The organism is Arthrobacter sp. Soil763 (assembly GCF_001428365.1).
In the GTDB taxonomy this organism is placed as follows: domain Bacteria; phylum Actinomycetota; class Actinomycetes; order Actinomycetales; family Micrococcaceae; genus Arthrobacter.
In genome coordinates this window covers 604,973-624,681 of the sequence record NZ_LMSH01000003.1, presented here as the reverse complement: position 1 = coordinate 624,681, position 19,709 = coordinate 604,973, and the positions used below count along the sequence as shown (strand labels likewise).

Annotated in this window: 23 protein-coding genes and 1 pseudogene; 11 read left to right on the top strand and 13 right to left on the bottom strand. The window is 69.8% G+C overall.

All coding sequences use genetic code 11. The features are described from left to right. The first annotated feature begins 42 nt into the window (after positions 1-42). The 6 genes from ASG71_RS12560 to ASG71_RS12535 all read left to right on the top strand — a co-directional run bounded on the left by ASG71_RS12560 (position 43) and on the right by ASG71_RS12535 (position 3,171). Entirely contained in the window at positions 43-354 is a 312-nt protein-coding gene (locus ASG71_RS12560; protein WP_056739698.1) for a rhodanese-like domain-containing protein, read from the top strand. Between the two features lie 2 nt (positions 355-356). After that, positions 357-677: a metal-sensitive transcriptional regulator gene (locus ASG71_RS12555; RefSeq protein ID WP_056739696.1), complete on the top strand. Its 321-nt coding sequence runs from the start codon at positions 357-359 to the stop codon at positions 675-677. Positions 678-741: 64 nt separating this feature from the next. Beyond that, on the top strand, positions 742-1,044 hold the full coding sequence (locus tag ASG71_RS12550) for a rhodanese-like domain-containing protein (RefSeq protein ID WP_082575109.1): 303 nt from the start codon (positions 742-744) through the stop codon (positions 1,042-1,044). A gap of 152 nt (positions 1,045-1,196) precedes the next feature. Continuing rightward, entirely contained in the window at positions 1,197-1,805 is a 609-nt protein-coding gene (locus ASG71_RS12545) for a rhodanese-like domain-containing protein (RefSeq protein ID WP_056739694.1), read from the top strand. Further along, entirely contained in the window at positions 1,802-2,566 is a 765-nt protein-coding gene (locus ASG71_RS12540; protein WP_056739692.1) for a sulfite exporter TauE/SafE family protein, read from the top strand. Before ASG71_RS12545 ends, ASG71_RS12540 begins: the two co-directional genes overlap by 4 nt. A 158-nt stretch (positions 2,567-2,724) precedes the next feature. Beyond that, positions 2,725-3,171 carry a universal stress protein gene (locus ASG71_RS12535; RefSeq protein WP_056739690.1) on the top strand — a complete coding sequence of 149 codons (447 nt, stop codon included), beginning with the start codon at positions 2,725-2,727 and terminating at the stop codon, positions 3,169-3,171. Between the two features lie 109 nt (positions 3,172-3,280). Here the strand turns inward: ASG71_RS12535 and ASG71_RS12530 are convergent, their stop codons facing one another. Beyond that, entirely contained in the window at positions 3,281-4,705 is a 1,425-nt protein-coding gene (locus tag ASG71_RS12530; RefSeq protein ID WP_056739688.1) for an MBL fold metallo-hydrolase, read from the bottom strand. Positions 4,706-4,961: 256 nt separating this feature from the next. Here ASG71_RS12530 and ASG71_RS12525 point away from each other — a divergent pair, with 256 nt between their 5' ends. Continuing rightward, entirely contained in the window at positions 4,962-5,372 is a 411-nt protein-coding gene (locus tag ASG71_RS12525) for a DUF302 domain-containing protein (RefSeq protein WP_056739686.1), read from the top strand. 232 nt (positions 5,373-5,604) lie between these two features. Here ASG71_RS12525 and ASG71_RS16720 read toward each other — a convergent pair whose 3' ends face one another. The 5 genes from ASG71_RS16720 to arsB all read right to left on the bottom strand — a co-directional run bounded on the left by ASG71_RS16720 (position 5,605) and on the right by arsB (position 8,996). Continuing rightward, on the bottom strand, positions 5,605-5,766 hold the full coding sequence (locus ASG71_RS16720) for a hypothetical protein (protein ID WP_157366412.1): 162 nt from the start codon (positions 5,764-5,766) through the stop codon (positions 5,605-5,607). After that, positions 5,763-5,957, bottom strand: coding sequence for a hypothetical protein (locus ASG71_RS12520; RefSeq protein ID WP_056739684.1), 195 nt, complete (start codon positions 5,955-5,957; stop codon positions 5,763-5,765). Before ASG71_RS12520 ends, ASG71_RS16720 begins: the two co-directional genes overlap by 4 nt. 18 nt (positions 5,958-5,975) lie before the next feature. After that, entirely contained in the window at positions 5,976-7,364 is a 1,389-nt protein-coding gene (locus tag ASG71_RS12515) for an FAD-dependent oxidoreductase (RefSeq protein ID WP_056739682.1), read from the bottom strand. A gap of 96 nt (positions 7,365-7,460) precedes the next feature. Then, on the bottom strand, positions 7,461-7,880 hold the full coding sequence (locus ASG71_RS12510; protein ID WP_056739680.1) for an arsenate reductase ArsC: 420 nt from the start codon (positions 7,878-7,880) through the stop codon (positions 7,461-7,463). Positions 7,881-7,904: 24 nt separating this feature from the next. Beyond that, complete coding sequence (gene arsB, locus ASG71_RS12505) at positions 7,905-8,996, bottom strand: ACR3 family arsenite efflux transporter (RefSeq protein ID WP_414826676.1); 1,092 nt, start codon at positions 8,994-8,996, stop codon at positions 7,905-7,907. A 126-nt stretch (positions 8,997-9,122) separates the two neighbouring features. Between arsB and ASG71_RS12500 the strand changes: the two genes are divergently transcribed. The 3 genes from ASG71_RS12500 (at position 9,123) to ASG71_RS12490 (ending at position 10,301) form a co-directional block, all read left to right on the top strand. Continuing rightward, a complete protein-coding gene (locus ASG71_RS12500; protein WP_056739676.1) occupies positions 9,123-9,473 on the top strand; it encodes an ArsR/SmtB family transcription factor in 351 nt (116 codons plus the stop codon). Beyond that, positions 9,470-9,994 carry an N-acetyltransferase family protein gene (locus ASG71_RS12495; RefSeq protein WP_414826671.1) on the top strand — a complete coding sequence of 175 codons (525 nt, stop codon included), beginning with the start codon at positions 9,470-9,472 and terminating at the stop codon, positions 9,992-9,994. The genes ASG71_RS12500 and ASG71_RS12495 overlap by 4 nt, the downstream gene beginning before the upstream one ends. A 73-nt stretch (positions 9,995-10,067) precedes the next feature. Continuing rightward, positions 10,068-10,301 carry a hypothetical protein gene (locus ASG71_RS12490; RefSeq protein WP_056739674.1) on the top strand — a complete coding sequence of 78 codons (234 nt, stop codon included), beginning with the start codon at positions 10,068-10,070 and terminating at the stop codon, positions 10,299-10,301. A gap of 14 nt (positions 10,302-10,315) precedes the next feature. Here ASG71_RS12490 and ASG71_RS12485 read toward each other — a convergent pair whose 3' ends face one another. From ASG71_RS12485 to ASG71_RS12470, 4 genes are all read right to left on the bottom strand, one after another. Beyond that, a complete protein-coding gene (locus ASG71_RS12485; protein WP_056740013.1) occupies positions 10,316-11,878 on the bottom strand; it encodes a long-chain-fatty-acid--CoA ligase in 1,563 nt (520 codons plus the stop codon). A gap of 23 nt (positions 11,879-11,901) precedes the next feature. Next, entirely contained in the window at positions 11,902-13,098 is a 1,197-nt protein-coding gene (locus ASG71_RS12480; protein WP_056739672.1) for an acetyl-CoA C-acetyltransferase, read from the bottom strand. A gap of 50 nt (positions 13,099-13,148) precedes the next feature. After that, positions 13,149-14,405: an acyl-CoA dehydrogenase family protein gene (locus ASG71_RS12475; protein ID WP_056739670.1), complete on the bottom strand. Its 1,257-nt coding sequence runs from the start codon at positions 14,403-14,405 to the stop codon at positions 13,149-13,151. A gap of 128 nt (positions 14,406-14,533) precedes the next feature. Beyond that, positions 14,534-15,238: a TetR family transcriptional regulator gene (locus ASG71_RS12470; RefSeq protein WP_056739668.1), complete on the bottom strand. Its 705-nt coding sequence runs from the start codon at positions 15,236-15,238 to the stop codon at positions 14,534-14,536. Positions 15,239-15,555: 317 nt separating this feature from the next. Between ASG71_RS12470 and ASG71_RS12465 the strand changes: the two genes are divergently transcribed. After that, positions 15,556-16,056: a mycothiol transferase gene (locus tag ASG71_RS12465; RefSeq protein WP_056739665.1), complete on the top strand. Its 501-nt coding sequence runs from the start codon at positions 15,556-15,558 to the stop codon at positions 16,054-16,056. Between the two features lie 18 nt (positions 16,057-16,074). Here ASG71_RS12465 and ggt read toward each other — a convergent pair whose 3' ends face one another. The 3 genes and pseudogenes from ggt to ASG71_RS12450 form a co-directional block, all read right to left on the bottom strand. Next, positions 16,075-17,901 carry a gamma-glutamyltransferase gene (gene ggt / locus ASG71_RS12460; RefSeq protein WP_056739663.1) on the bottom strand — a complete coding sequence of 609 codons (1,827 nt, stop codon included), beginning with the start codon at positions 17,899-17,901 and terminating at the stop codon, positions 16,075-16,077. Between the two features lie 96 nt (positions 17,902-17,997). Then, complete coding sequence (locus ASG71_RS12455; protein ID WP_056739661.1) at positions 17,998-18,471, bottom strand: NUDIX domain-containing protein; 474 nt, start codon at positions 18,469-18,471, stop codon at positions 17,998-18,000. A 260-nt stretch (positions 18,472-18,731) separates the two neighbouring features. Beyond that, a pseudogene (locus ASG71_RS12450) lies at positions 18,732-19,667 on the bottom strand (hypothetical protein). Positions 19,668-19,709 lie beyond the last annotated feature (42 nt).

Genomic DNA, 19,709 nt, shown 5'->3' with positions numbered 1-19,709 from the left:
GGGGTAGGCCCGGGCAGCCGGACAACAGGGAAGGACACCAGCATGAAGAGTATCTCCGTGGACGATCTGGCAGCACTCGGGCCCGACGTCTCCATCATCGACGTGCGCGAAGCGGAGGAGTATTCCGAAGCCTTCGTGCCCGGTACGCGGAACGTTCCGCTGTCCCGATTCCAGGAGTCCATGGGGGATGTCCCGATCGGGCGCACGGTTTACGTGATGTGCGCCTCCGGGGGCCGCAGCTCCCGTGCCACGGCGCAGCTCGGCCAGGCCGGCTACGACGCGGTCAACGTCATGGGCGGCATTACCGAGTGGTACCGCAACGGCCACCCGGTCACTTACCAGGCAGGCCGGTGAGCATGTCCGCCACCGTCAGCCTCCCGCCGTCGGCGCCTGGCGCCGGCCCGCGCCGCACCGTCAACCGCCTCAAGCGCGCCCGCGGGCAGCTCTCCGCCCTGATCGACGCCGTCGAGTCCGGCGCCGACTGCCGCAGCGTCGTCACCCAGCTGGCGGCCGTGCGCGGGGCCCTGGACAAGGCGGGCTTCGAACTGATTTCTTCGGCCATGCGCGAATGCCTGACCTTGCCGGCTGAGCCCGGCGCGGACGGGCAGGATCCCGACGGCGACGGCGGGCGGCCCACGCTCGAGGAAATCCGCGCCCTCTTCCTGCGCCTGACCTGACCCCGGCCGCCCCTCCCGACTTTCCCCTCCAGAGCAGCAGTCCTCCTACCGAAAGGCCCAGCCCATGGACATGACCCCTCAGCGGCTTGCAGAACAGCTCAAGACCGAAGGCACCCTCCAGATCGTCGATGTCCGTGAAAGTGGGGAGGTCGCCGAAGGCATGATCCCGGGTGCCAAGCACATCGCGCTGGGCGAACTGCCCGGCCGCATGGGCGAGCTCGACAAGACCGTCCCCGTCGTCGCCGTCTGCCGGAGCGGGCGCCGCAGCGCCGCAGCCGCGGACCAGCTCACGACCCAGGGCTTCACCGCCTACACCATGCCCGGCGGGATGCTCGACTGGACCGCTGCCGGCCTGCCCACCTCCTGATCCCCTGACGGTCCGGGCGGCGCGAACAGCGCACCGCCCGGGCTTCCACACGCCCGGCGCCGCCCCTGACAGGGCACGCCCGGCGGTGGATGGCGGACCCGCACCGCGGGACCGCCACTGCAATTGCTCCACGAGATATACCGAAAGAGATTATGACTTCTGTGAACACGACCAATGCCGTTGAGTCCCTGCCCCAGTCGATTGACGCAGCAACCCTCAAGACCTGGGAAGACAACCACGACGACCTGATGGTCATCGACGTCCGCAGCGGCGCCGAGTTCGAGTCGATGCACATCAAGGGCTCCTACCACGTGCCGCTTCCGATGCTCAGCGAGCACACCGAAGAATTCGCGGCCAAGATGGGGACCCGCGTGGTCCTCGTCTGCCAGTCCGGCAACCGCGCCGAACAGGCCCGCAAGCACCTCGACGCCGTCGGCCTGGGCAGCGCCAGCGTGCTCACGGGCGGCGTCCCCGCCTACGCCGCAGCCGGCGGAAACATCGTCCGCAGCTCCGGCCCGTGGGCGCTGGAGCGCCAGGTACGGATGGCCGCCGGCTCCCTGGTCCTGGCCGGTGTGCTGGGCAGCAAGTTCGTTTCTCCGAAGCTGGGCCTGCTGGCCGGCGGCATCGGGGCGGGCCTGACCTTCTCCGCCGCCACCGACAGCTGCGCCATGGGGCAGATGCTCTCCAAGATGCCGTGGAACCGTTCCGCCAACGAGCCCACGGCCCACCAGGCCCTGCAGAACCTGGACGCCCGGGCATGATTGTCTCCGCGGCGGCGTTCGGGCTGATCGTCGGCGCCCTTCTGGGCCTGGTCGGAGGCGGCGGGTCGATCCTGGCCGTCCCGGCCCTGGTCTACGGCGTAGGACTGCCGCTGGCCGCGGCGATCCCGACGTCGCTGGTCGTCGTCGGCGCGTCCTCCGCCGTCGCGGTGCTGCCCCGGCTGCGCCAGGGCGTGAACTGGCGTCTGGCGCTGATCATCGGCGCCGCAGGCACGGCCACTGCCTACCTGGGCGCGATGGTGAACCGGTTGCTCGATCCGAAAATCCTGCTGCTGGCGTTCGCCGCCATCATGGTCTTTGCCGGGGTCCGCATGCTGTTGCCGACCAAGTCCGCCGGCGGGTCCTGTGCGCTGCCCGGGGGCGGCGTCAACTGGCGCAGTTGCCTGCCCAAGGCGATCGCCACCGGCGCCGTCGTCGGGTTCCTGACCGGCCTGCTCGGCGTCGGCGGCGGATTCCTCATCGTTCCGGCGCTCACCCTGGTCCTCGGGCTTCCGATGGCCGTGACGGTGGGGACCTCCTTGGTCATCATCGTCATCAACTCCATCGCCGGCTTCGCCGCCCACCTGGGCGACCTGCAGATCGACTGGGCTGTCACGGCAGCCTTTGCCGGCGCGGCCATGCTGGCGTCGCTGGTCGCCGGCCGGATTGGCACCCGGATTCCGGACAAGGCGCTGAAGCGCGGTTTCGGCATCCTCGTACTCGTCATCGCCGTGTACGTGGCGCTGCAGGCTCTCTTCTCCTAAGAAGGGGGCTGGCGGCCCGACAAGAAGGCACCGGAGGCAATCGCCTCCGGTGCCTTCTTTGTGCGTCCTTTCGGCCCTTGATTCCCCGGGCCCTGGGGAGGATCGTGGTGTCCCGGCACGCCCGTCGTACCGGGCATCACCAACCTTCGAGGAGCGTCATGGCGGCCGAAGAGACCTTCAGGATTGTCGTAGGCGTTGACGGGTCCGGGCCGTCGCTGGCCGCACTTCACTGGGCGCTGAAGGAGGCCCGGCTGCGCTCGGGACAGGTCCACATCGTCACAGCCTGGCATTACCCCGTGATCGGCGACGCCGCCGGCCGGGCGCCGGACCATGAGGCTTTCGGGGAGAGCGCACGGCTGGTCCATGCCGAAGCGCTAAGGCAGGCCGACGGCGCCGGTGTGCCCGTCACCGGCGGAGTCGTCGAAGGCCATCCCGCACACGCCCTGCTGAGGGCGGCCGAGGACGCGGACCTGCTGGTGGTGGGGTCGAGGGGGCACGGCGGCTTCGCCGACATGCTCCTGGGCTCGGTCTCAAGCCACGCGGTGCACCATGCCCGCTGCCCCGTGCTGGTGGTCCGCGCCGGCGGGGACCAGGCGCGCCGGTGACGACGAGCGCCGTGCTGCAACCGGCGGGGGCAGCACTAAGGGCGGCGGCCCGGGTGTTTGACCCGGGCCGCCGCCCTCTGAACTGCTGTGCTGTTGTGTTGCCTGTGCCCTAGCTGGCCGGGACGGGCTCGGCGGCCTGCTGGCGTGCGGACTGTTCCTTTGCGGCCCACGCCGCGTAGCTGCCGTCGAGTTCGACGACGTCGTAGCCGGCGCGGCGCAGCGCGCTGGCCGCGACGGAGTTCCGGACGCCGCTCTGGCAGTAGGAGACGATGGTGCCCTCGGCCGGGAGTTCGTCCAGGTGCCACATGACGCGGCCGCCGCTGAGCTGGTAGGAGCCGGGGATGTGCCCGGCGGCGTGCTCGGTCTTGTTGCGGACGTCCAGGACCATGGCGGATTCGAAGCCTTCGAGCTCCTCGGGCTGGATCAGCCGCGGCGCGGAGATCGGCAGGCCCTCGAGTCCGGTGACGTAGCCGGCCACCTTGTCGATGCCGACGCGGACCAGGTGGTCCCACATCTCCATCGCGGAGGCCTGGTTCGGGGCCAGGAGCACCAGCGGGGCCTTATCCTTTTCGGGGTCGACCACCCAGGCGCCGAAGCTGGCGGTGGACTTGCCGGCCGGGATGTTGACCGAGCCGGTGACGGTGCCCTCGTGGACCTGGGCGTTGGCGCGGGTGTCCACGAAGATGACCTTGTCCGCGGCGAGATCCTTGGCGACGTCGGCGTTAGCCAGTTCGGTCAGGGGTGCGCGTTCGCCCATGACGGCGGGGCCTTCGCGGTTCTCGCGCTTCATGCGGGCGAAGTAGGCGTGGGCGTCAGGCTGGCCGTCGAGGAGCTCGTCGATGAAGCCCTGCTCGTCGTTGGCGGCGAGGTACGGACCCCACCAGGAGTAGAGGCGCTCGTAGCCGACGGTGCTGGACGGGATGGCGCCCAGGGCCTTGCCGCAGGCGCTGCCCGCGCCGTGGCCGGGGTGGACCTGGACGTGGTCGGGGAGGGTGAGGAACTTGTCGCGCAGGCTGGCGAAGAGCTGCTTGGCGCCCTCGAAGCGGGTGTCGACGCCGCCGGCGGCCTCGTCCAGCAGGTCAGGGCGGCCCAGGTCACCGGAGAACACGAAGTCGCCGGAGAGCAGGTAGCCGGGGGTATCGGCGAAGGCGCCGTCCGTGATCAGGAAGGACAGGTGCTCGGGCGTGTGGCCCGGGGTGTGCAGGGCCTTGATCGTGATGTTGCCCAGCGCTACCGTGTCGCCGTCGTTGAGGCGCTCGGCGTCGAAGCCGTACTGCCAGTCAACGCCACCCTCACCGGAGACGTAAGCGGTGGCGCCGGTAGCGGCGGCCAGTTCGCGGGTGCCGGACAGGAAGTCCGCGTGGATGTGCGTCTCGGTAACCGCCACGATCTTCATACCGTTGGCAGCAGCCAGGTTCTCGTAAACGGCAATGTCACGGCGGGGGTCGACGACGATCGCTTCACCCTTGGCCTGGCAGCCGATGAAATAGCTGGCCTGGGCGAGGTCTTCGTCGTAGATGCGCTCGATAAGCATTCGGGTGCTCCTTCGTGAGGTGGTCGGGGAAGGGATTCCTTCGTCCTCTGCTCTCAACAATAATACCCCCGGGGGTATCTTGCAACTGCTTCCGGGAAGCTTGGCAGGTCTTGCCCACCGCTTGCCTTTATACCCGCCGGGGTATAGCCGATGCAAAAGGAAGGCACGCCTTGCCCGCGTCCCCGTCTGCGGCAAGACTGGGGACCCGGGGGATACGTCCCGATCCGCCCGGACCGACTACAGCCAGGAGTGCTTCATGAGCTACACGCATACCGTCACCCTCCCGCTCGACTGGGATCAGGCCGTCCAGCGCACCCGCGAGGCCCTGGCCGCGCAGGGCTTCGGCATCCTGTCGGAGATTGACGTGCGGGCCACGTTCGAGGCCAAGCTGGGGTCCGAGGCGGCGGATGAACTGGGCGACTATGTGATCCTCGGGGCCTGCAACCCTTCCCTGGCCAGCCGGGCGCTGTCGGCGGAGCCGGATATGGGCGCGCTGCTGCCGTGCAACGTGGTGGTCCGCCGCGGCGCGGGGGATGCCGGCACCACGGTCCAGGCCATCGACCCGCAGACGATGGTTCAGCTCAGCGACAGCCCGGCGGTCCGCGACGTCGCCAACGACGCTGACACCCGCCTGCGGGCCGCGCTGGCTGCCCTACAGGCCGGCTAGGGGCGGGTCCGGAGGGAGACAGCGGCGGCGAGGACGACTGCCGTGCCGGCGAATGAGGTTCAGTGTCACGGTGTGCAGCCCAAGGCCGAGTAACACCATGAGAACTTGCAGGCCGAGAAATTCCGGACTGCGCCCGACGGGCCGAAGCCTGGCCCGGTGGTCCGTTGCAGGGCCCCGGGGGCTGGCCGGGCCCATTGACCGTTGAGCTAACGGGCGTGCAGCGGCACGGTGATCACGGCCAGGATCCTGCCAGCATGAGGAAAGCGCCACGCCAGCCGAACGCCCCTGCCAATGCGGCGGTAGCCGGGGCGAAGATGGTGGACGCGAACCCGGCGGCGAGGGTCAGGATGGTCAGGGGCCGGATGCGGGCGGGTCCATACCAGCGGCTGATCACGGTGAAGGCCGGCTGGTAGAGGACCGCCCGGTGACCACGGCCGCGTCCCAGCCGGTGTCTTCACTGATGGGCCGGACCGCGGCGACCAGCGCGTAGTAGAGCACGCCCCACCCGGTGGTCTGGGTGATGCACAACGCGGCGAGGCCGCCGCGCGGTGCACCCACGGCCACCAGGGAGCGGGATGGCGGCATGGCGCCCAGCCGGCGGGGTCAGTTCCCGCCGGAGCGGCCGTGGGCCAGCCCGGTCGGGAAGCCGACCAGGACCGGCTCGGGGGTTCTGCAGCAGCCGCCGGAGGTTTCGGCCACGAACCCCGCAGGTACCGCGGCGGGGACGTCGCAGCTGGTGCCGATATCCGAGGAGCAGACGCCGGTCTCCGGCAGTTCGAGCTGGACGGTGTCGGCGGCTTCCCGGTCCCCGGCGAGGGCTGCGGCGACAGAGCGGACCTGCTCGTAGCCGGTGGCCAGCAGGAAGGTTGGCGCCCGGCCGTAGGACTTCATGCCGACGATGTAGAAGTCCTGCTCCGGGTGGGCCAGCATTCTGGCGCCGTGGGGTTCGACGGTGCCGCAGGAGTGGAACTCGGGGTCGATCAGCGGGCCGAGCTCACGGGGTGCTTCCACGCCCGGGTCCAGTTCGAGCCGCAGTTCGCGAAGCATGTCCAGGTTGGGGCGGAACCCCGTGGCGGGCACGACGACGTCGGCTTCCAGGGTGCGGCCGTCGGTGGACGTCAGGATCACCGAGGCGCCGTCGCCTGCTGAGAGGGCGGCGATCCCGAATCCGGTGTGCAGTTCCACTCTGCCGTTTTCCACCAGGGCCCGGAGCCGGCTGCCAAGCTGGCCGCGGGCGGCGAGCCCGTCGGCGTCGCCGCCGCCGTAGACCTTGGCCGCCGAGGCGCCGCGGATTGCCCAGACGATCCTCGTGCCGGGGGCCTGGGCTGCGAGCTCGGAGAGGTTGATCAGCGTGTTGGCGGCGGAGTGGCCCGCGCCGATGACGACGGCGGTGCGCCGGGCGAAAGTTGCACGGTCCCGGCCCAGGACGTCCGGCAGGGGAGAGGAGATGTGGGCCGCCGCGCCTGCTTCGCCAACGGCGGGCAGGCCGGAGGTTCCCAGCGGGTTGCGGGTGGACCAGGTGCCGGAGGCGTCGATGACGGCGGCAGCTTGGTAGTCGCGGACTTCGCCGCCGGCGTGTTCGACCCGGACCACGAAGGGGGTGGTGTCGCGGTTCCGGCTGTGGGTCTTGTCCATGCCCTGCCGGGTGACGGCGATGACGCGGGCGCCAGTGTGCAGGCGTGGTGCGATTTCCGGAAGTGCCGCCAGCGGGGTGAGATAGGCATCGATGAGGTCACCGCCGGTGGGGAGTTCCGTCGGCTCGGGTGCTTCCCAGCCGCTCGCCGTGAGCAGTCGGACGGCGGCGGCGTCGGTGTTGTACTGCCACGGGGAGAACAGCCGGATGTGGCGCCACTGTTCGATCGCCGCGGCCGGGGCAGGACCGGCCTCGAGAATGAGCGGTTCGAGGCCGCGTTCGAGCAGGTGGGCCGCCGCGGCGAGGCCGATGGGCCCGGCTCCGATGACAGCTACGGGAAGGGTGTTGGTTGCAGCCATGGTGTCCTCTGTTTCATCCGGTGGGGTGGTGGGTTTCTTTCCGGGGGACCGGACGGTCCTCGTGGGACCGGCAGGCGGGCCCGGCGCCGCGGCGCGTTACGTGGCGGGGGTGAGGGAGACGATGAGCTCTTCGATGCGGGACTTGATCTCGTCGCGGATGGGACGGACCGCGTCCACGCCCTGCCCGGCCGGGTCCTCGAGTTCCCAGTCCTCGTAGCGCTTGCCCGGGAAGATCGGGCAGGTGTCGCCGCAGCCCATGGTGATGACGACGTCGGACTCCTTGACGGCCTCGGTGGTGAGGACCTTCGGGATTTCGGCCGACATGTCGATGCCGAGTTCGGCCATGGCCTCGACGGCGGCCGGGTTGACCTTGTCCGCGGGTGCGGAGCCGGCGGAGCGGACCTCGATCTCGCCCTTGCCCAGGGTGGTGAGGAAGGCGGCGGCCATCTGGGAGCGTCCGGCGTTGTGGACGCAGACGAAGAGGACGGACGGCTTCTTGGCGGTTTCGGTGCTCATGGTGTTCTCCTGAAGTGTGCGGGGCTAGGCGGAAAGGGGGCGGGAGGTGAAGAAGCGCTTGCGGGCCCAGAGGGCGACGTAAACCAGTGCAACAAGGACGGGGACTTCGATCAAGGGCCCGACGACGCCGGCGAGGGCCTGCCCGGAGGTGACGCCGAAGGTGCCGATCGCGACGGCGATGGCGAGTTCGAAGTTGTTGCCGGCGGCGGTGAAGGCCAGGGTGGTGGTTTTGGCGTAACCGAGTCCCAGCCACCTGCCGGCCAGCATGCCGGCGCCGAACACCACCAGGAAGTAGACCAGCAGCGGCAGGGCGATCCGGGCAACATCCAGCGGGCGGGAAGTGATGGTGCCGCCCTGCAATGCGAAGAGCAGGGTGATGGTGAAGAGCAGGCCGTAGAGCGCCCACGGGCCGAGCTTCGGTAGGAACGTACCTTCATACCAGTCCCGGCCCCTGGCCTTTTCGCCGACGGTGCGGGTGAGGAATCCGGCGAGCAGCGGGATGCCCAGGAACACCAGGACGGAGGCGGTGATGACCCAGAAGGAGAAGTCGGCGCTGGTGGTGGGCAGTCCCAGCCAGGACGGCAGGAGCTGAAGGTAGAACCAGCCGAGCGCTCCGAACGCGATGACCTGGAAGACGGAGTTGATGGCCACCAGCACGGCCGCAGCCTCGCGGTCGCCGCAGGCGAGGTCGTTCCAGATCATCACCATGGCGATGCAGCGGGCCAGGCCGACAATGATCAGGCCGGTGCGGTACTCCGGCAGGTCCGGGATGAAGATCCAGGCCAGCGCGAACATGAAGGCCGGTGCCAGGACCCAGTTGAGGACCACGGAGGTGATCATGAGTTTGCGGTCGCCGATCACGCGGTGTGCCTGGTCGTAGCGGACCTTGGCGAGCACCGGATACATCATCACCAGCAGGCCGATGGCGATCGGCAGCGAGACCTCGCCGATCTTGACGGCTTCGAGGGCGGTGTTCAGGCCCGGCACGAAGCTGCCCAGCAGCAGGCCCAGACCCATGGCCGCGATGATCCAGGCGGGCAGGAACCGGTCCAGGGTGGAAAGTTTGCCCACGACGGCAACCTCGCCTCCGACGTCGGGCAACGGGTCTGTCTGGATGCTCACGGAACTCCTGTACTGCGCCGGCACCGCCCGGCTCGGGCTGCTCGACAAAGATTGATGATTATCGATATGAAGTATTTCCAACTATATCGATGAATGTCAATCCATGTGCATAATAGACGCATGACTTCCCTGCAAAACCTTGAGCTGGCCGTCGACGAGGCCTGCTGTGCACCGTCAGGCCAAGCCGTTTTAAGTGCAGAGGATGCCCAGCGCAAGGCCCTGGTCTTCAAGGCCCTGGCCGACCCAAACCGGTTGCGGCTGCTCTCCATCGTGAAGGGCGCCGGGGGCGGGGAAGCCTGCGTCTGCGACCTGACCGAGCCGTTGGACCTGGGCCAGCCCACCGTGTCGCACCACCTCAAAATCCTGGTCGACGCCGGGCTGCTGCACCGCGAAAAGCGCGGCACCTGGGCGTACTACTCGTTGGTGCCCGGCGCCATCGAGCAGACTGCCGGGCTCCTGGCGTCCCTGTGAGCCGGGGCGCCACGCCGGACATCACCGTCAGGCCGATGCGGGAAGACGACTGGCCGGCTGTCCGGCAGATCTACCGCGAGGGCATCGCGACCGGGCAGGCGACGTTCGAGGTCGAGGCGCCGGACTGGAACCGGTTTGACTCTTCGCGCCTGGCCGCGCACCGCCTGGTAGCGGAGGCGCCCGGCGTCGGGATTCTCGGCTGGGCGGCGGTCTCCGCCGTTTCCGCCCGGCCGGTGTACGCGGGCGTCCTGGAACATTCCGTCTACGTTTCCGAAGCAGCCCGCGGCCGGGGCATCGGATCCCTCCTCCTCCGGTCCCTGATCGCCGCAACGGAACAGGACGGCATCTGGACCATCCAGGCGAGCGTTTTTCCGGAGAACGAGCCGAGCCTAAGACTGCATCTCGCCCACGGCTTCAGGGTGGTGGGACGACGCGAAAAGATCGCCCGCATGGCCCACGGGCCGGAAGTCGGCCAGTGGAGGGACACGGTCCTGATCGAACGGCGCACACAGGTCCTTTAGTTCTTGTGCCGGGCACAGGCCGGCCGGGATGGTTGTTCCAAAGACGCGGCAGCGTCACGGACAAAGGACACCCATGAACATCGAGACCCCCGCCACCCAGGACCGGTTGCGCGCCGTGCTGGAAAACATCAGGAAAGCCAGCGCAAACACCCGTCAGGCGATGGATTCGCCGGGCGACGAGAACTGGGTGCAGGACGGTGAGTCGGATGCCGAGTACCTGCGGGCGATCCAGCGTGACACGATCGCCAGGCTGGACGCTGCGGCCCGGGACCTCGACGCGCTCCTCGACCGGGGCCAGACGGGTTAGTCGACGGCGGCTGTCTACGCCTCCGCGGAGTCGGCGGCCAGGCTTCGCTTGAGGATTTTCCCGCTCGGGCCGAGGGGAAGTTCCGTGAGCAGCCGGATGACCCGCGGATACTTGTACGCGGCAAGCTGGGCGCTGGCGAACTCGATCAGTTCCTGCTCCGAGGCGGTCCCTCCGGCATCGAGCACGATGGCGGCCGCGACCTCTTGGCCGTGGACGTCGTGCGGGATGCCGTAGACGGCGGCGCTGACAACCTCCGGGTGGGTGAGCAGGATTTCCTCCACCTCGCGGGGGTAGACGTTGTAGCCGTTCCGGATGATCATGTCCTTCTTGCGGTCGACAATGGTGAGGTACCCGTCGTCGTCCTTGGTGCCAAGGTCCCCGGTGCGGAACCAGCCGTCCACGATCGCCTCCTCGGTGGCTTCGGGCCGGTTGAGGTATCCCTTCATCAGCAGGTGTCCGCGGACGACGAGCTCGCCCAGTTCGCCCGTGGGCAGCAGTTCGATGCTGTCGACCGTCTCGGCACGCGCAATTTCAATGTCGACACCCCAGATGGCCGTCCCGATGGTGCCGGGCCGGGGCTGGGTGCCCACATGGTTGAACGCGGCGACCGGGGAGGTTTCGGTCAGGCCATAGCCTTCGTGGATCTCCACCCCGAAGACGTCGCGGAACCGGTCCATCACGGCAAGCGGCAACGACGCCCCGCCGGAGATGCCGTAGCGGAGGCCGGTCGGGCGGGCGGCGTCGGTCTTCGCCGCCTCGAGGAGCGCCACGTACATGGTCGGCACGCCGAGGAAAATGTTGACGTTGTGCCGGGCCAGCAGCCGCAGCGCGTCTCCGCCGTTAAAACGCGGCATCAACACAATGGTGGCGCCCGCCCGCAGGCCGGCGTTGAGCACCACCGTCTGTCCGAAGGTGTGGAAGAGCGGCAGGCCGCCGAAGAGGACGTCGCCGGGCTTGAAGTCCATGACCGAGGTCAAGATGACGGAAGTCTGTTCCACTAGGGCGAAGTGCGTGCCGAGGGCGCCCTTGGGTTTGCCTGTGGTGCCGGAGGTGTACAGGATTGTGGCGGTGTCCGAGGGGCGGCAGGGCTCATAGCTGCGGATGGGTTCGGCCGCGGCGGACTCTGCCTCGAGCCGGGGCAGGGCGCCGTCGTCGGGCGCCATGACCGTCAGGAGGTCGACGCCGGCGCTGGCGGCGCCGGCGGCACCTTCTGTCAGCAGCGGGGCGGCGCAGATCAGCATTTTGGCGCCGCTGTCCTGCAGGACGTAGTCGATTTCGCGTGCCTTGAGCAGGGCGTGCACCGGAACCACGATGGCTCCCAGCGCCAGGACGGCGTAGTAGACGCGGGCGAAGTCCGGCACGTTGGGGATCAGGACGGCGACGGCGTCGCCCGGCCCGATGCCGCGGGCCCGCAGCGCCCCGGCGTAGGCACGGGTCTCCTTCCACAGCTGGCCGTAGCTGGTCTCGTCCTCCCCGACGATCAGGGCGATGCTGTCCGGTGTCCGCCGGGCGGATTCGGCCAGGATGGCGGCGACGGAGATTGTTCCGAAGCCCTCTGCGGTGCTGCTGTTGGTCATGGCCTGCTTCTTCGTCGGGATGGTCATGCTTTGAGGATCAGCGCGTCGCCCTGGCCGCCGCCGCCACAGAGGGCGACGACGCCGGTGCCTCCGCCGCGGCGCTTCAAGGCCAGGGCCTGGTGCAGCACCAGGCGCGCGCCGGAAGCCCCCACCGGATGCCCGAGGGCGATGGCGCCGCCGTCGGCGTTGACGGCCTCGGCCTGGATGCCCAGGTCGTTGGCGGACTGGATGAGGACGGAGGCGAAGGCTTCGTTGATCTCAACGAGGTCGAGGTCCTGCACGGCGAGCCCCTCGACCTTGAGGGCGCGTTCAATGGCGCGGGCCGGCTGGGAATGCAGGGAGCCGTCCGGTCCGGCGGTCTGGCCGTGGGCGCCGATTTCGGCAATCCACTCCAGCCCCGCTGCCTCGGCTGCGGCTTTGCTGGCGATGACCAGCGCGGCGGCGCCGTCGGAGAGCGGGGAGGAGGATCCGGCGGTGATGGTTGCCGCCTCGTCCTTCGAGAAAGCGGGCCGCAACTGGGCCAGGGATTCCGCGGTGGTCTCGGGGCGGATTCCCTCGTCGTGTTCGAGCGTGACCGCCGGTCCCTTGCGCTGCGGGACCTCGATCGGGGCGATCTCCTCGGCGAGTACGCCATCGGCGCGGGCCGCCGCGGCGCGCTGGTGGGAGCGGGCGGCGACCTCGTCCTGCTCGGTGCGCGCGATGCCCCGTTCGGCATTGCCGGCGTCGGTTGCGGTGCCCATAAGCTGCCCGCTCACCGGATCCTGCAGTCCGTCGTGGTTGAGCGAGTCGAGCATCGGCGCATCGCCGATCACGACGCCGGCGCGGAGACCGGGCACAAGGTGCGGCGCGTTGGTCATCGATTCCTGGCCGGCCGCGACGATGAAGTCGGCTTCGCCCGCGCGGATCATCCGGGCCGCGTCGATCACGGCGGTAAGCCCGGACAGGCAGAGCTTGTTGATCGTGACGGTGGGAACGTCCCAGCCGATGCCGGCGGCCAGGCTGGCCTGCCGCGCCGGTCCCTGGCCCGCTCCGGCCTGGATGACCTGGCCGACGATGACGGCGCCGACCTGCTCGGGGGCGACGCCGGTCCGGTCCAGCGCGGCGCGGATGGCGTGCGCGCCCAGCTCGCTGGATGAGAAGGCGGTCAGGCCGCCGCGGAACCGGCCGAAGGGTGTCCGGGCGCCGCCGAGGATGACGGGGATGTTGTCGTTCTGGTTCATGGAAGTCCTTTCGGGTCCGCGGGCACGGCGCGGGGTCAGGCGAGGGCGGGTCAGGCGAAGGCGGAGGTGCCGGTGATGCCGCGTCCGATGATGAGGGCCTGCATAGTCTCGGTGCCCTCGTAGGTGTGGATGGCTTCGATGTCGGCGAGGTGCCGGGCAACGCGGTTGGCCAGCAGGATGCCGTTGCCGCCGAGCAGGTCCCGGGCATTGGAGGCGATGCCGCGGGCCGTGCGGGTGCAGGTGTACTTGACCAGCGAGGCCTGCTCGGGAGTGAGCAGCCCTTCCTCGTCGAGGCGGGTCATCTGGACGACCATCAGTTGCATGGTGGCCAGTTCGCTGAGCATCCGGGCCAGCCGTTCCTGCACAATCTGGGACGCTGCCAGCGGCCGGCCGAACTGGACGCGCTGCTTGGCATACTGGACGGCGGTTTCGTAGCAGGCGGTGGCATGCCCGACGGCGGACCAGGCGACGCCCAGCCGGGTGGCCAGCAGCACCCGCGCCGTGTCCTTGAAGGTCCGCGCGCCCGGCAGGACATTCTCGTCCGGGACGAAGACGTTGTCGAGCCGGATGTGCGCCTGCCAGATGGCCCGCAGGGCCAGCTTGCCCTCGATCTTGGTCGCGGAGTAGCCGGGGGAGTCCTGCGGCACCAGGTAGCCGTGCACCTGGCCGTCCTCGCCGCGGGCCCACACCACGCTGACGCCGCCGACGGAGCCGTTGCCGATCCACTTCTTTTCGCCGTTAAGCAGGTAACCGCCGTCGGTGGCGGTGGCCGTGGACTCCAGGGCCACCGAGTCCGAGCCGTGGGTCGGTTCGGTCAGCGCAAACGCTGCGTACTCCGTGCCGGCCGCGATCGCCGGCAGCCAGCGTTCCTTCTGCTCCGCAGACCCGCACTCCGCGACGGAGCGCAGCGCGAGGCCGCCCTGCACCGCGATCATGGTCGCCACGGAACCGTCGCCCCGGCTGATTTCCATGTTCACCAGGCCGGCCGCCATGCTGCTCATCGCGGGGTACCCGTCGACCTCGACGCCGTCCCGCAGCAGATCGAGTTCACCGAGGCGCCGGAGCAGCTGCAGCGGGTACTCGGCTCGCTCCCAGTACCCGTCGATGACGGGCAGGACCTCGTCCTGGACGAAGCTGCGGGCACGATCCCAGTAGCCGCGGTCCTCGTCGCTGATGGTGGCGAACACGGAGGCGGGGTCCGTGCCGAGGGCATCGGTCAGCACGTAATCCGGTTCTACGGTGCCGAGCGGGAAGTTATCTACGGCCGCTGTGGCGGTGGGCCCGGAGTCGGGCGACGTCGTCGTCATGCGTTGTCCTCTGTCTGCGGTGCGGGTCTGGATCGCCCGCTCACTGTGGCTCGCGCCACATCGACTAAGGATGCATTGAAACGCAGTCCCACGTCAAGAAATTCAGTGCCACGAGGGCTGGTCCGGTGCTAGGGCAGGGCGTCCCGGACGGCCTGCAGTACGGCGTCGTTGCCAGCACCGGCCGCGAGGACGGTGACGACGACGGCGGGGGAGGCGTGCGCCGCACCGGAGCCCAGCAATGCCGGCCGGAAGATGTCCGAGAGGGCCTGAAGCTCCTTGGTGAGCGCCGCCGACCTGTCCCGGGCCTCCGTCTCCGCCCCCGGGGACTCCCCGCTGCGAAGCCAGCGCCGGAGGAAGGCATTGTGGACGGCCACGACGGCCGCGGCGAAGGAGACTGCCTTGTACTCACGCTGCTCGGCGTCGGGCAGCTTGTCCAGCAGGTGCTGGAGGAACGCCCTCTCGTACCGGTGCGAGGTGACCAGCTCCCGGTCCCGGAGCGCGGGAACAGCCTGCATCAGCCCGTAGCGCGCCCGGGACGTCTCCCGGTTCCGCAGGTGGTGGTTGAAAACCAGCAGGGCCGCGTCCACGATCGCTTCGAGGGGTCCCTGCATGGTCTCGGCCAGGCTGTCCGTCACCTGCCGGAGGATCCGATCGTGGTCGGCGAAGACGACGTCCTCCTTGGAGCCGAACTTCCGGAAGAAGGTGCTGCGGCTCATGCCCGCGGCGTCCGCGAGGTCGTCGACGGACGTGGCGTCAAAACCCTGCCTCGCCAACAGGCCGATAGCGGCGGCAGCGGGCGCGTCGGCATGATGGCGTGGCGGGTGCGAGGTCATGGGCCGAAATTTAGCACAGCGACGCCGGTGCCTTCTGCCGGACCGTGCGCTCCTGCCCAGTTACCAGGTCCGACACGCGCAGAGGCCGGTGTGTCCCCGGTGCAGCAGCGGCTTCGGGGGAGGTAACTGGGCAGGGGCGCAGCCCTTCAGCTCACTCCGCCGTGCTCCGAGCCGGTCCCGGCCTGATCAGCCGCCGGCGGCCCGTTGCCCTATCACTTGTGGTGCCTATGACCCCTCCTTGGCGCCCGGAAGTGATGGGGCAACGGGCCGTTTGTGTGCCAGCATGGGCGGACGAACGACGCCAGGAAGGGAACGGAATGGAAGCCAAGGACCTGCTGCTCGATGCCTTTGACCGGATCCACGAAACGGTGGCCGGCACGCTGGACGGGGTGGATGCCCGCACGCTGTCCCGCCGCCCGGGCGGGAACGGGAACTCGATGGCGTGGCTGGTCTGGCACCTGGGCCGGGTCGAGGACGCCCAGGTCGCCTCCGCGGCCGGACTCGCCCAGGTGTGGACCGCGCAGGGCTTTGCCGCCCGCTTCGGGTTGCCGCTGCCCGAACGGGACACCGGCTACGGCCACACTTCCGCGCAGGTCGACGCCGTCACGGCCGCGCCCGAGCTGTTGGCCGCGTACTACGACGCCGTGCACGAGCAGACGGCCGGCTTTATCCGGGGCCTCGACAGCGGAGACCTCGACCGCGTCGTGGACACCCGCTGGGACCCGCCGGTCACCCTCGGCGTGCGGCTGGTCAGCACCCTAGCCGACTGTCTGCAGCATGTCGGGCAGGCCGCGTACGCCAGGGGACTGGACGCCTGACCGGCGCCGGCCCGCGGGCTACCGCGCCGCGGTGAGTACCATCGCGGAGCCTCCGCCGCGCCGGACCGGCTCGGCCGCCGCGGTCATCCGCCCGCCCGGGCCGAACTCGATCGCCGTCGCTGCGCCGATTTCCGCCGCCGAGGTGAAGGCGTCCCCGGAGGGCGTGAAGGCGTGGCCGTAGCCGGCGAGCGGGCCGCCGTACGCGGTGATGAAGTCCGGTTCGGCGGTCACCTTCGCGGTGTTCCGCTGTGACGCCCGCGGGGCCGCGATCGCCTCGGAGATGGTCATGCCCAGGTCAACCCGGTTCAGGATGGTCTGCAGGACCGTGGTGATGATCGTGGACCCGCCTGGCGAGCCGAGGGCCAGGAACGGCGCCCCGTCCTTGAGGATGATGGTCGGCGCCATCGAGGAGCGCGGGCGCTTGCCCGGCTCGATCCGGTTCGGGTCCTTGGCGTCGTACACCGTGGAGAAGTCCGTCAGTTCGTTGTTCAGCAGGAAGCCCCGGCCCGGCACCACCATGCCGGACCCGCCGGTCTGCTCGATCGTGAGGGTGTACTCGGCCACATTGCCCCACTTGTCCGCGACCGTCAGGTTGGTCGTCGAGATGTTCTCGGTGTCCAACTCGGCCGCGGGGGCGGCGCTGGTGGCCGGGCACACGCCGTCGTACGCGGTGACGTCGCCGGGCGCGACCGGCTTGGCGGCGGCCCGCAGCGGATCGATCCGGCAGGCGCGCTCCTTGCCGAAGAGCGGGTCGGTCAGGGCGGCCGTCGGCACCTGCTGTCCGGCCGGGTCGCCGACGTACTTGCCGCGGTCGGCGAACGCCAGGGCGCTGGCCTCCAGGTAGTGGTGCAGGGCGCCGGCGGGCGGCATTGCCGCGAGGTTCGACGGGGTCAGGATGTTCAGGGCCTCGCCGACAGTGGTCCCGCCGCTGCTGGAGGGCGCCATGCCGTAGACGTCCAGGCCGCGGTACTCCACATGCGTGGGGTCCTGGTCCAGCGCCCGGTAGGCGGCGAGGTCCGCGGTCGTCATGGACCCGGCCGGCACGGGCAGGGCGGTACCGGCGGCTTTCGCCGGCGACTGGACCGTGGCAGCGATCTCCGCCGCGAGCGGGCCGCCGTAAAAGCCGTCCGTGCCCTGCCGTGCGAGGAGCCGGTAGGTGGCGGCGAGGTCGTGGTTCTGGAAGAGACTGCCGACGGCGGGAGCGTCGCCGCCGGGAAGGAAGAGGGCGCTGGTGGCAGGGAACGCCGCGAAGCGGGCCTTATTGTCGAGGGTCTGCTGGCGGAAGGTGCTGTCGACCACGAAGCCGCGCGTGGCCACCTTGATGGCCGGCCGGAGGGCCTCGGCCAGGCCCAGGCTTCCCCAGCGTTCGAGGGCCCGCTGCCACGTCGCCGGGGTGCCCGGGACGCCGACGGCGACGCCGCTGGTGACCAGTTCGGGGGTGAACCGGTAGGGCTGGCCGGTTCCCTGATCGATGAAGGCGTCGTGCCGCATGCCTGCCGGCGCGGTTTCACGTCCGTCCACCGTGCCGACGCGGCCGGTCTTTGCGTCGTAGTAGACGAAGTAGCCACCTCCGCCGATCCCCGCGCTGTACGGCTCGGTCACGCCCAGGGTAGCGGCGGCGGCGACAGCGGCGTCGGCCGCATTGCCGCCCTTCCGCAGCACCTCCAGCGCGGCCGCCGAGGCCTCGGGGTCCACGGTGCTCACGGCGCCGCCGTAGCCGGACGCCGTCGCGGTCTTCTCGGTCTCCCGCGGCGCCGCGGAGGCGGGGGATGCGACGGCGGCGCCCGCCACGCCCAGGGCCAGGGCTGCGGTGGCAGCGGACAGGCGGCGTCCAACAGATTGCATGGTTGCTCCCCGATTCAGGTGAATGACAAGTTCTGTCACACTACCTGCGCCCGCTGTGACGTGGCAATGCGAAGGTTGTCACGAATAATGCCCTGCTCAGCCAGCCTCCTCGAGGTGGCGCAGCAGGGCGTCAAGGACCGGGAGCTGGCCCCGGACCAGCTTCGTGCGGGCGTCCGCGACGCCGAACCAGGCCGCGTCGTCGATCTCCGGATAGCTGCGGATCCTGCCGGAGCCCTTGGGCCACTCCAGCGAAAAGGTGTTGCTGGCGATCCGCTCGGGCTTGAAGTCGGCCTCCGCCGCAAAAACGGTGATGACCTTGCCCGAGGACTGCCGGAAGCTGCCGAGCGGGAAGTAGTCCGCCAGCGGCGGCGGGCTCCCGATCTCCTCGGTGAACTCGCGCCGGGCGGCATCCAGGGCATCTTCGTCCTCGGCGTACTCGCCCTTGGGGATGGACCAGGCGGCGGCGTCCTTCCGGGCCCAGAAAGGTCCGCCCATGTGGGCGATCCAGACTTCCGGCTGCTCCGGCGCGTTCCGCCGGTACAGCAGCAGGCCCGCGCTCCGGACGGTCATGGCCGGCCCCGCGGGCCTACCAGTTGGCCGGATCGTTCCGGCTGCAGCTCTGGCTGCTGCACTGCCGCGCGCTGACCTGCCAGTCCGGCTGCCGGTCGCTCACGGAGCGTTCGTCCTTCCAGGTCGGCACCACCCGTGAGCCGCACGCCGGACAGGGCGGCTCGGTGTGTGCGCGTCGTTGCGCCTTGTTCATGGTTCCCCCAATGGATTCTGCTGCGTAGGGCCCAATCTAGCCATAATTCCATCGAAGTTACAAACACCTAGGCGTCTCCGGCCCAGCGCAGGATGCGCAGTGCACGCAGCGTATTCCACCGGCTGGGAAGGCCGTCGCCGGCGTCAAGCGGGAAGTGGCTGCGGCCCGGATGGCTGTTCTCCAGCAGCCAGGTTCCGTCCGGCCGGCGTTTGCCCCGTACCAGCGCCAGGGCCTCGGCGGCCCGGGAATCCGGCGCCCTCCCGGCAGCCCGGAAATAGTCGAGGCCGCGGAGCACGTCGTAGTGCCAGCGTGTCGGGTGGGAGAACTGCAGCCAGGCCGGGTCGATCAGCTCCCCGGTGCTCTTGCGGCGGAACAGGCGGCGGTCGAGCAGGTAGTTTTCGCCGCGCCGCCGGGCTGCGGCCACGTCGGGCGTGTCGCCGGCGGCGCGCCCGTATTCCAGCAGCCCTTCCAGGACGTTGATCGTGGTGTCGAAGGAAGACCGGGTCGAACCGCGTTCGGCCTCACAGTTCCATCCGCCGTCGTCGAGCTGTTCGTCGAGGAGCCGGGCGACGATGCCGTCGACGTTTGCGCCGAAGTAGGCACCGAGGGCGACGGCCATGCCGTTGATGCAGGGCTCCACCTCGCCGTCGAAGAACCGCTGTCCGCCTTCCTCCCAGCGGCTGCCCTCCCGGACGCACGCGACGGCGGTCCGCGCAGCCGCGCTCTCCGGGTCAAGGCCGAATTCCCGGAGCAGCAGCAGGCTGTAGGTCGTCGCCGTTCAGGGCTGGCCCGGTTCGGAGTCGTCGTAGGGCGAGGGGTAGTAGGTGCCGCCGTCCCACTGCCCGTCCTCGCCCTGGAGTGCCAGCAGGCGCGCGCCCCAGCCCTCGGTTTCGACGCGGGCACGCTCGGCCGGCAGCTGGTCCGCCGGGGCGTCCGTGAGGTCGCGCAGGACCTGCCAGCGGAGGGCAGGATCGGAGTCGAGCAGCCAGTCGAGGACGTCCATCCGGACAAGCTAGCACCGCCGCCGCCCGGCCGGAAGGAACCT

Bases quoted from the DNA above. Each gene is read 5' to 3' on its own strand.
- ggt (WP_056739663.1), bottom strand. From the start codon at position 17,901: ATGCAATCTGTTGGACGCCGCCTGTCCGCTGCCACCGCAGCCCTGGCC.
- ASG71_RS12465 (WP_056739665.1), top strand. From the start codon at position 15,556: ATGGAAGCCAAGGACCTGCTGCTCGATGCCTTTGACCGGATCCACGAA.
- ASG71_RS12470 (WP_056739668.1), bottom strand. From the start codon at position 15,238: ATGACCTCGCACCCGCCACGCCATCATGCCGACGCGCCCGCTGCCGCC.
- ASG71_RS12510 (WP_056739680.1), bottom strand. From the start codon at position 7,880: ATGAGCACCGAAACCGCCAAGAAGCCGTCCGTCCTCTTCGTCTGCGTC.
- ASG71_RS12500 (WP_056739676.1), top strand. From the start codon at position 9,123: ATGACTTCCCTGCAAAACCTTGAGCTGGCCGTCGACGAGGCCTGCTGT.
- ASG71_RS12475 (WP_056739670.1), bottom strand. From the start codon at position 14,405: ATGACGACGACGTCGCCCGACTCCGGGCCCACCGCCACAGCGGCCGTA.
- ASG71_RS12455 (WP_056739661.1), bottom strand. From the start codon at position 18,471: ATGACCGTCCGGAGCGCGGGCCTGCTGCTGTACCGGCGGAACGCGCCG.
- ASG71_RS12545 (WP_056739694.1), top strand. From the start codon at position 1,197: ATGACTTCTGTGAACACGACCAATGCCGTTGAGTCCCTGCCCCAGTCG.
- ASG71_RS12525 (WP_056739686.1), top strand. From the start codon at position 4,962: ATGAGCTACACGCATACCGTCACCCTCCCGCTCGACTGGGATCAGGCC.
- ASG71_RS12490 (WP_056739674.1), top strand. From the start codon at position 10,068: ATGAACATCGAGACCCCCGCCACCCAGGACCGGTTGCGCGCCGTGCTG.
- ASG71_RS12550 (WP_082575109.1), top strand. From the start codon at position 742: ATGGACATGACCCCTCAGCGGCTTGCAGAACAGCTCAAGACCGAAGGC.
- ASG71_RS12555 (WP_056739696.1), top strand. From the start codon at position 357: ATGTCCGCCACCGTCAGCCTCCCGCCGTCGGCGCCTGGCGCCGGCCCG.
- ASG71_RS12535 (WP_056739690.1), top strand. From the start codon at position 2,725: ATGGCGGCCGAAGAGACCTTCAGGATTGTCGTAGGCGTTGACGGGTCC.
- ASG71_RS12520 (WP_056739684.1), bottom strand. From the start codon at position 5,957: ATGCCGCCATCCCGCTCCCTGGTGGCCGTGGGTGCACCGCGCGGCGGC.
- ASG71_RS12480 (WP_056739672.1), bottom strand. From the start codon at position 13,098: ATGAACCAGAACGACAACATCCCCGTCATCCTCGGCGGCGCCCGGACA.
- ASG71_RS12540 (WP_056739692.1), top strand. From the start codon at position 1,802: ATGATTGTCTCCGCGGCGGCGTTCGGGCTGATCGTCGGCGCCCTTCTG.
- ASG71_RS12485 (WP_056740013.1), bottom strand. From the start codon at position 11,878: ATGACCAACAGCAGCACCGCAGAGGGCTTCGGAACAATCTCCGTCGCC.
- ASG71_RS12560 (WP_056739698.1), top strand. From the start codon at position 43: ATGAAGAGTATCTCCGTGGACGATCTGGCAGCACTCGGGCCCGACGTC.
- ASG71_RS12530 (WP_056739688.1), bottom strand. From the start codon at position 4,705: ATGCTTATCGAGCGCATCTACGACGAAGACCTCGCCCAGGCCAGCTAT.
- ASG71_RS12515 (WP_056739682.1), bottom strand. From the start codon at position 7,364: ATGGCTGCAACCAACACCCTTCCCGTAGCTGTCATCGGAGCCGGGCCC.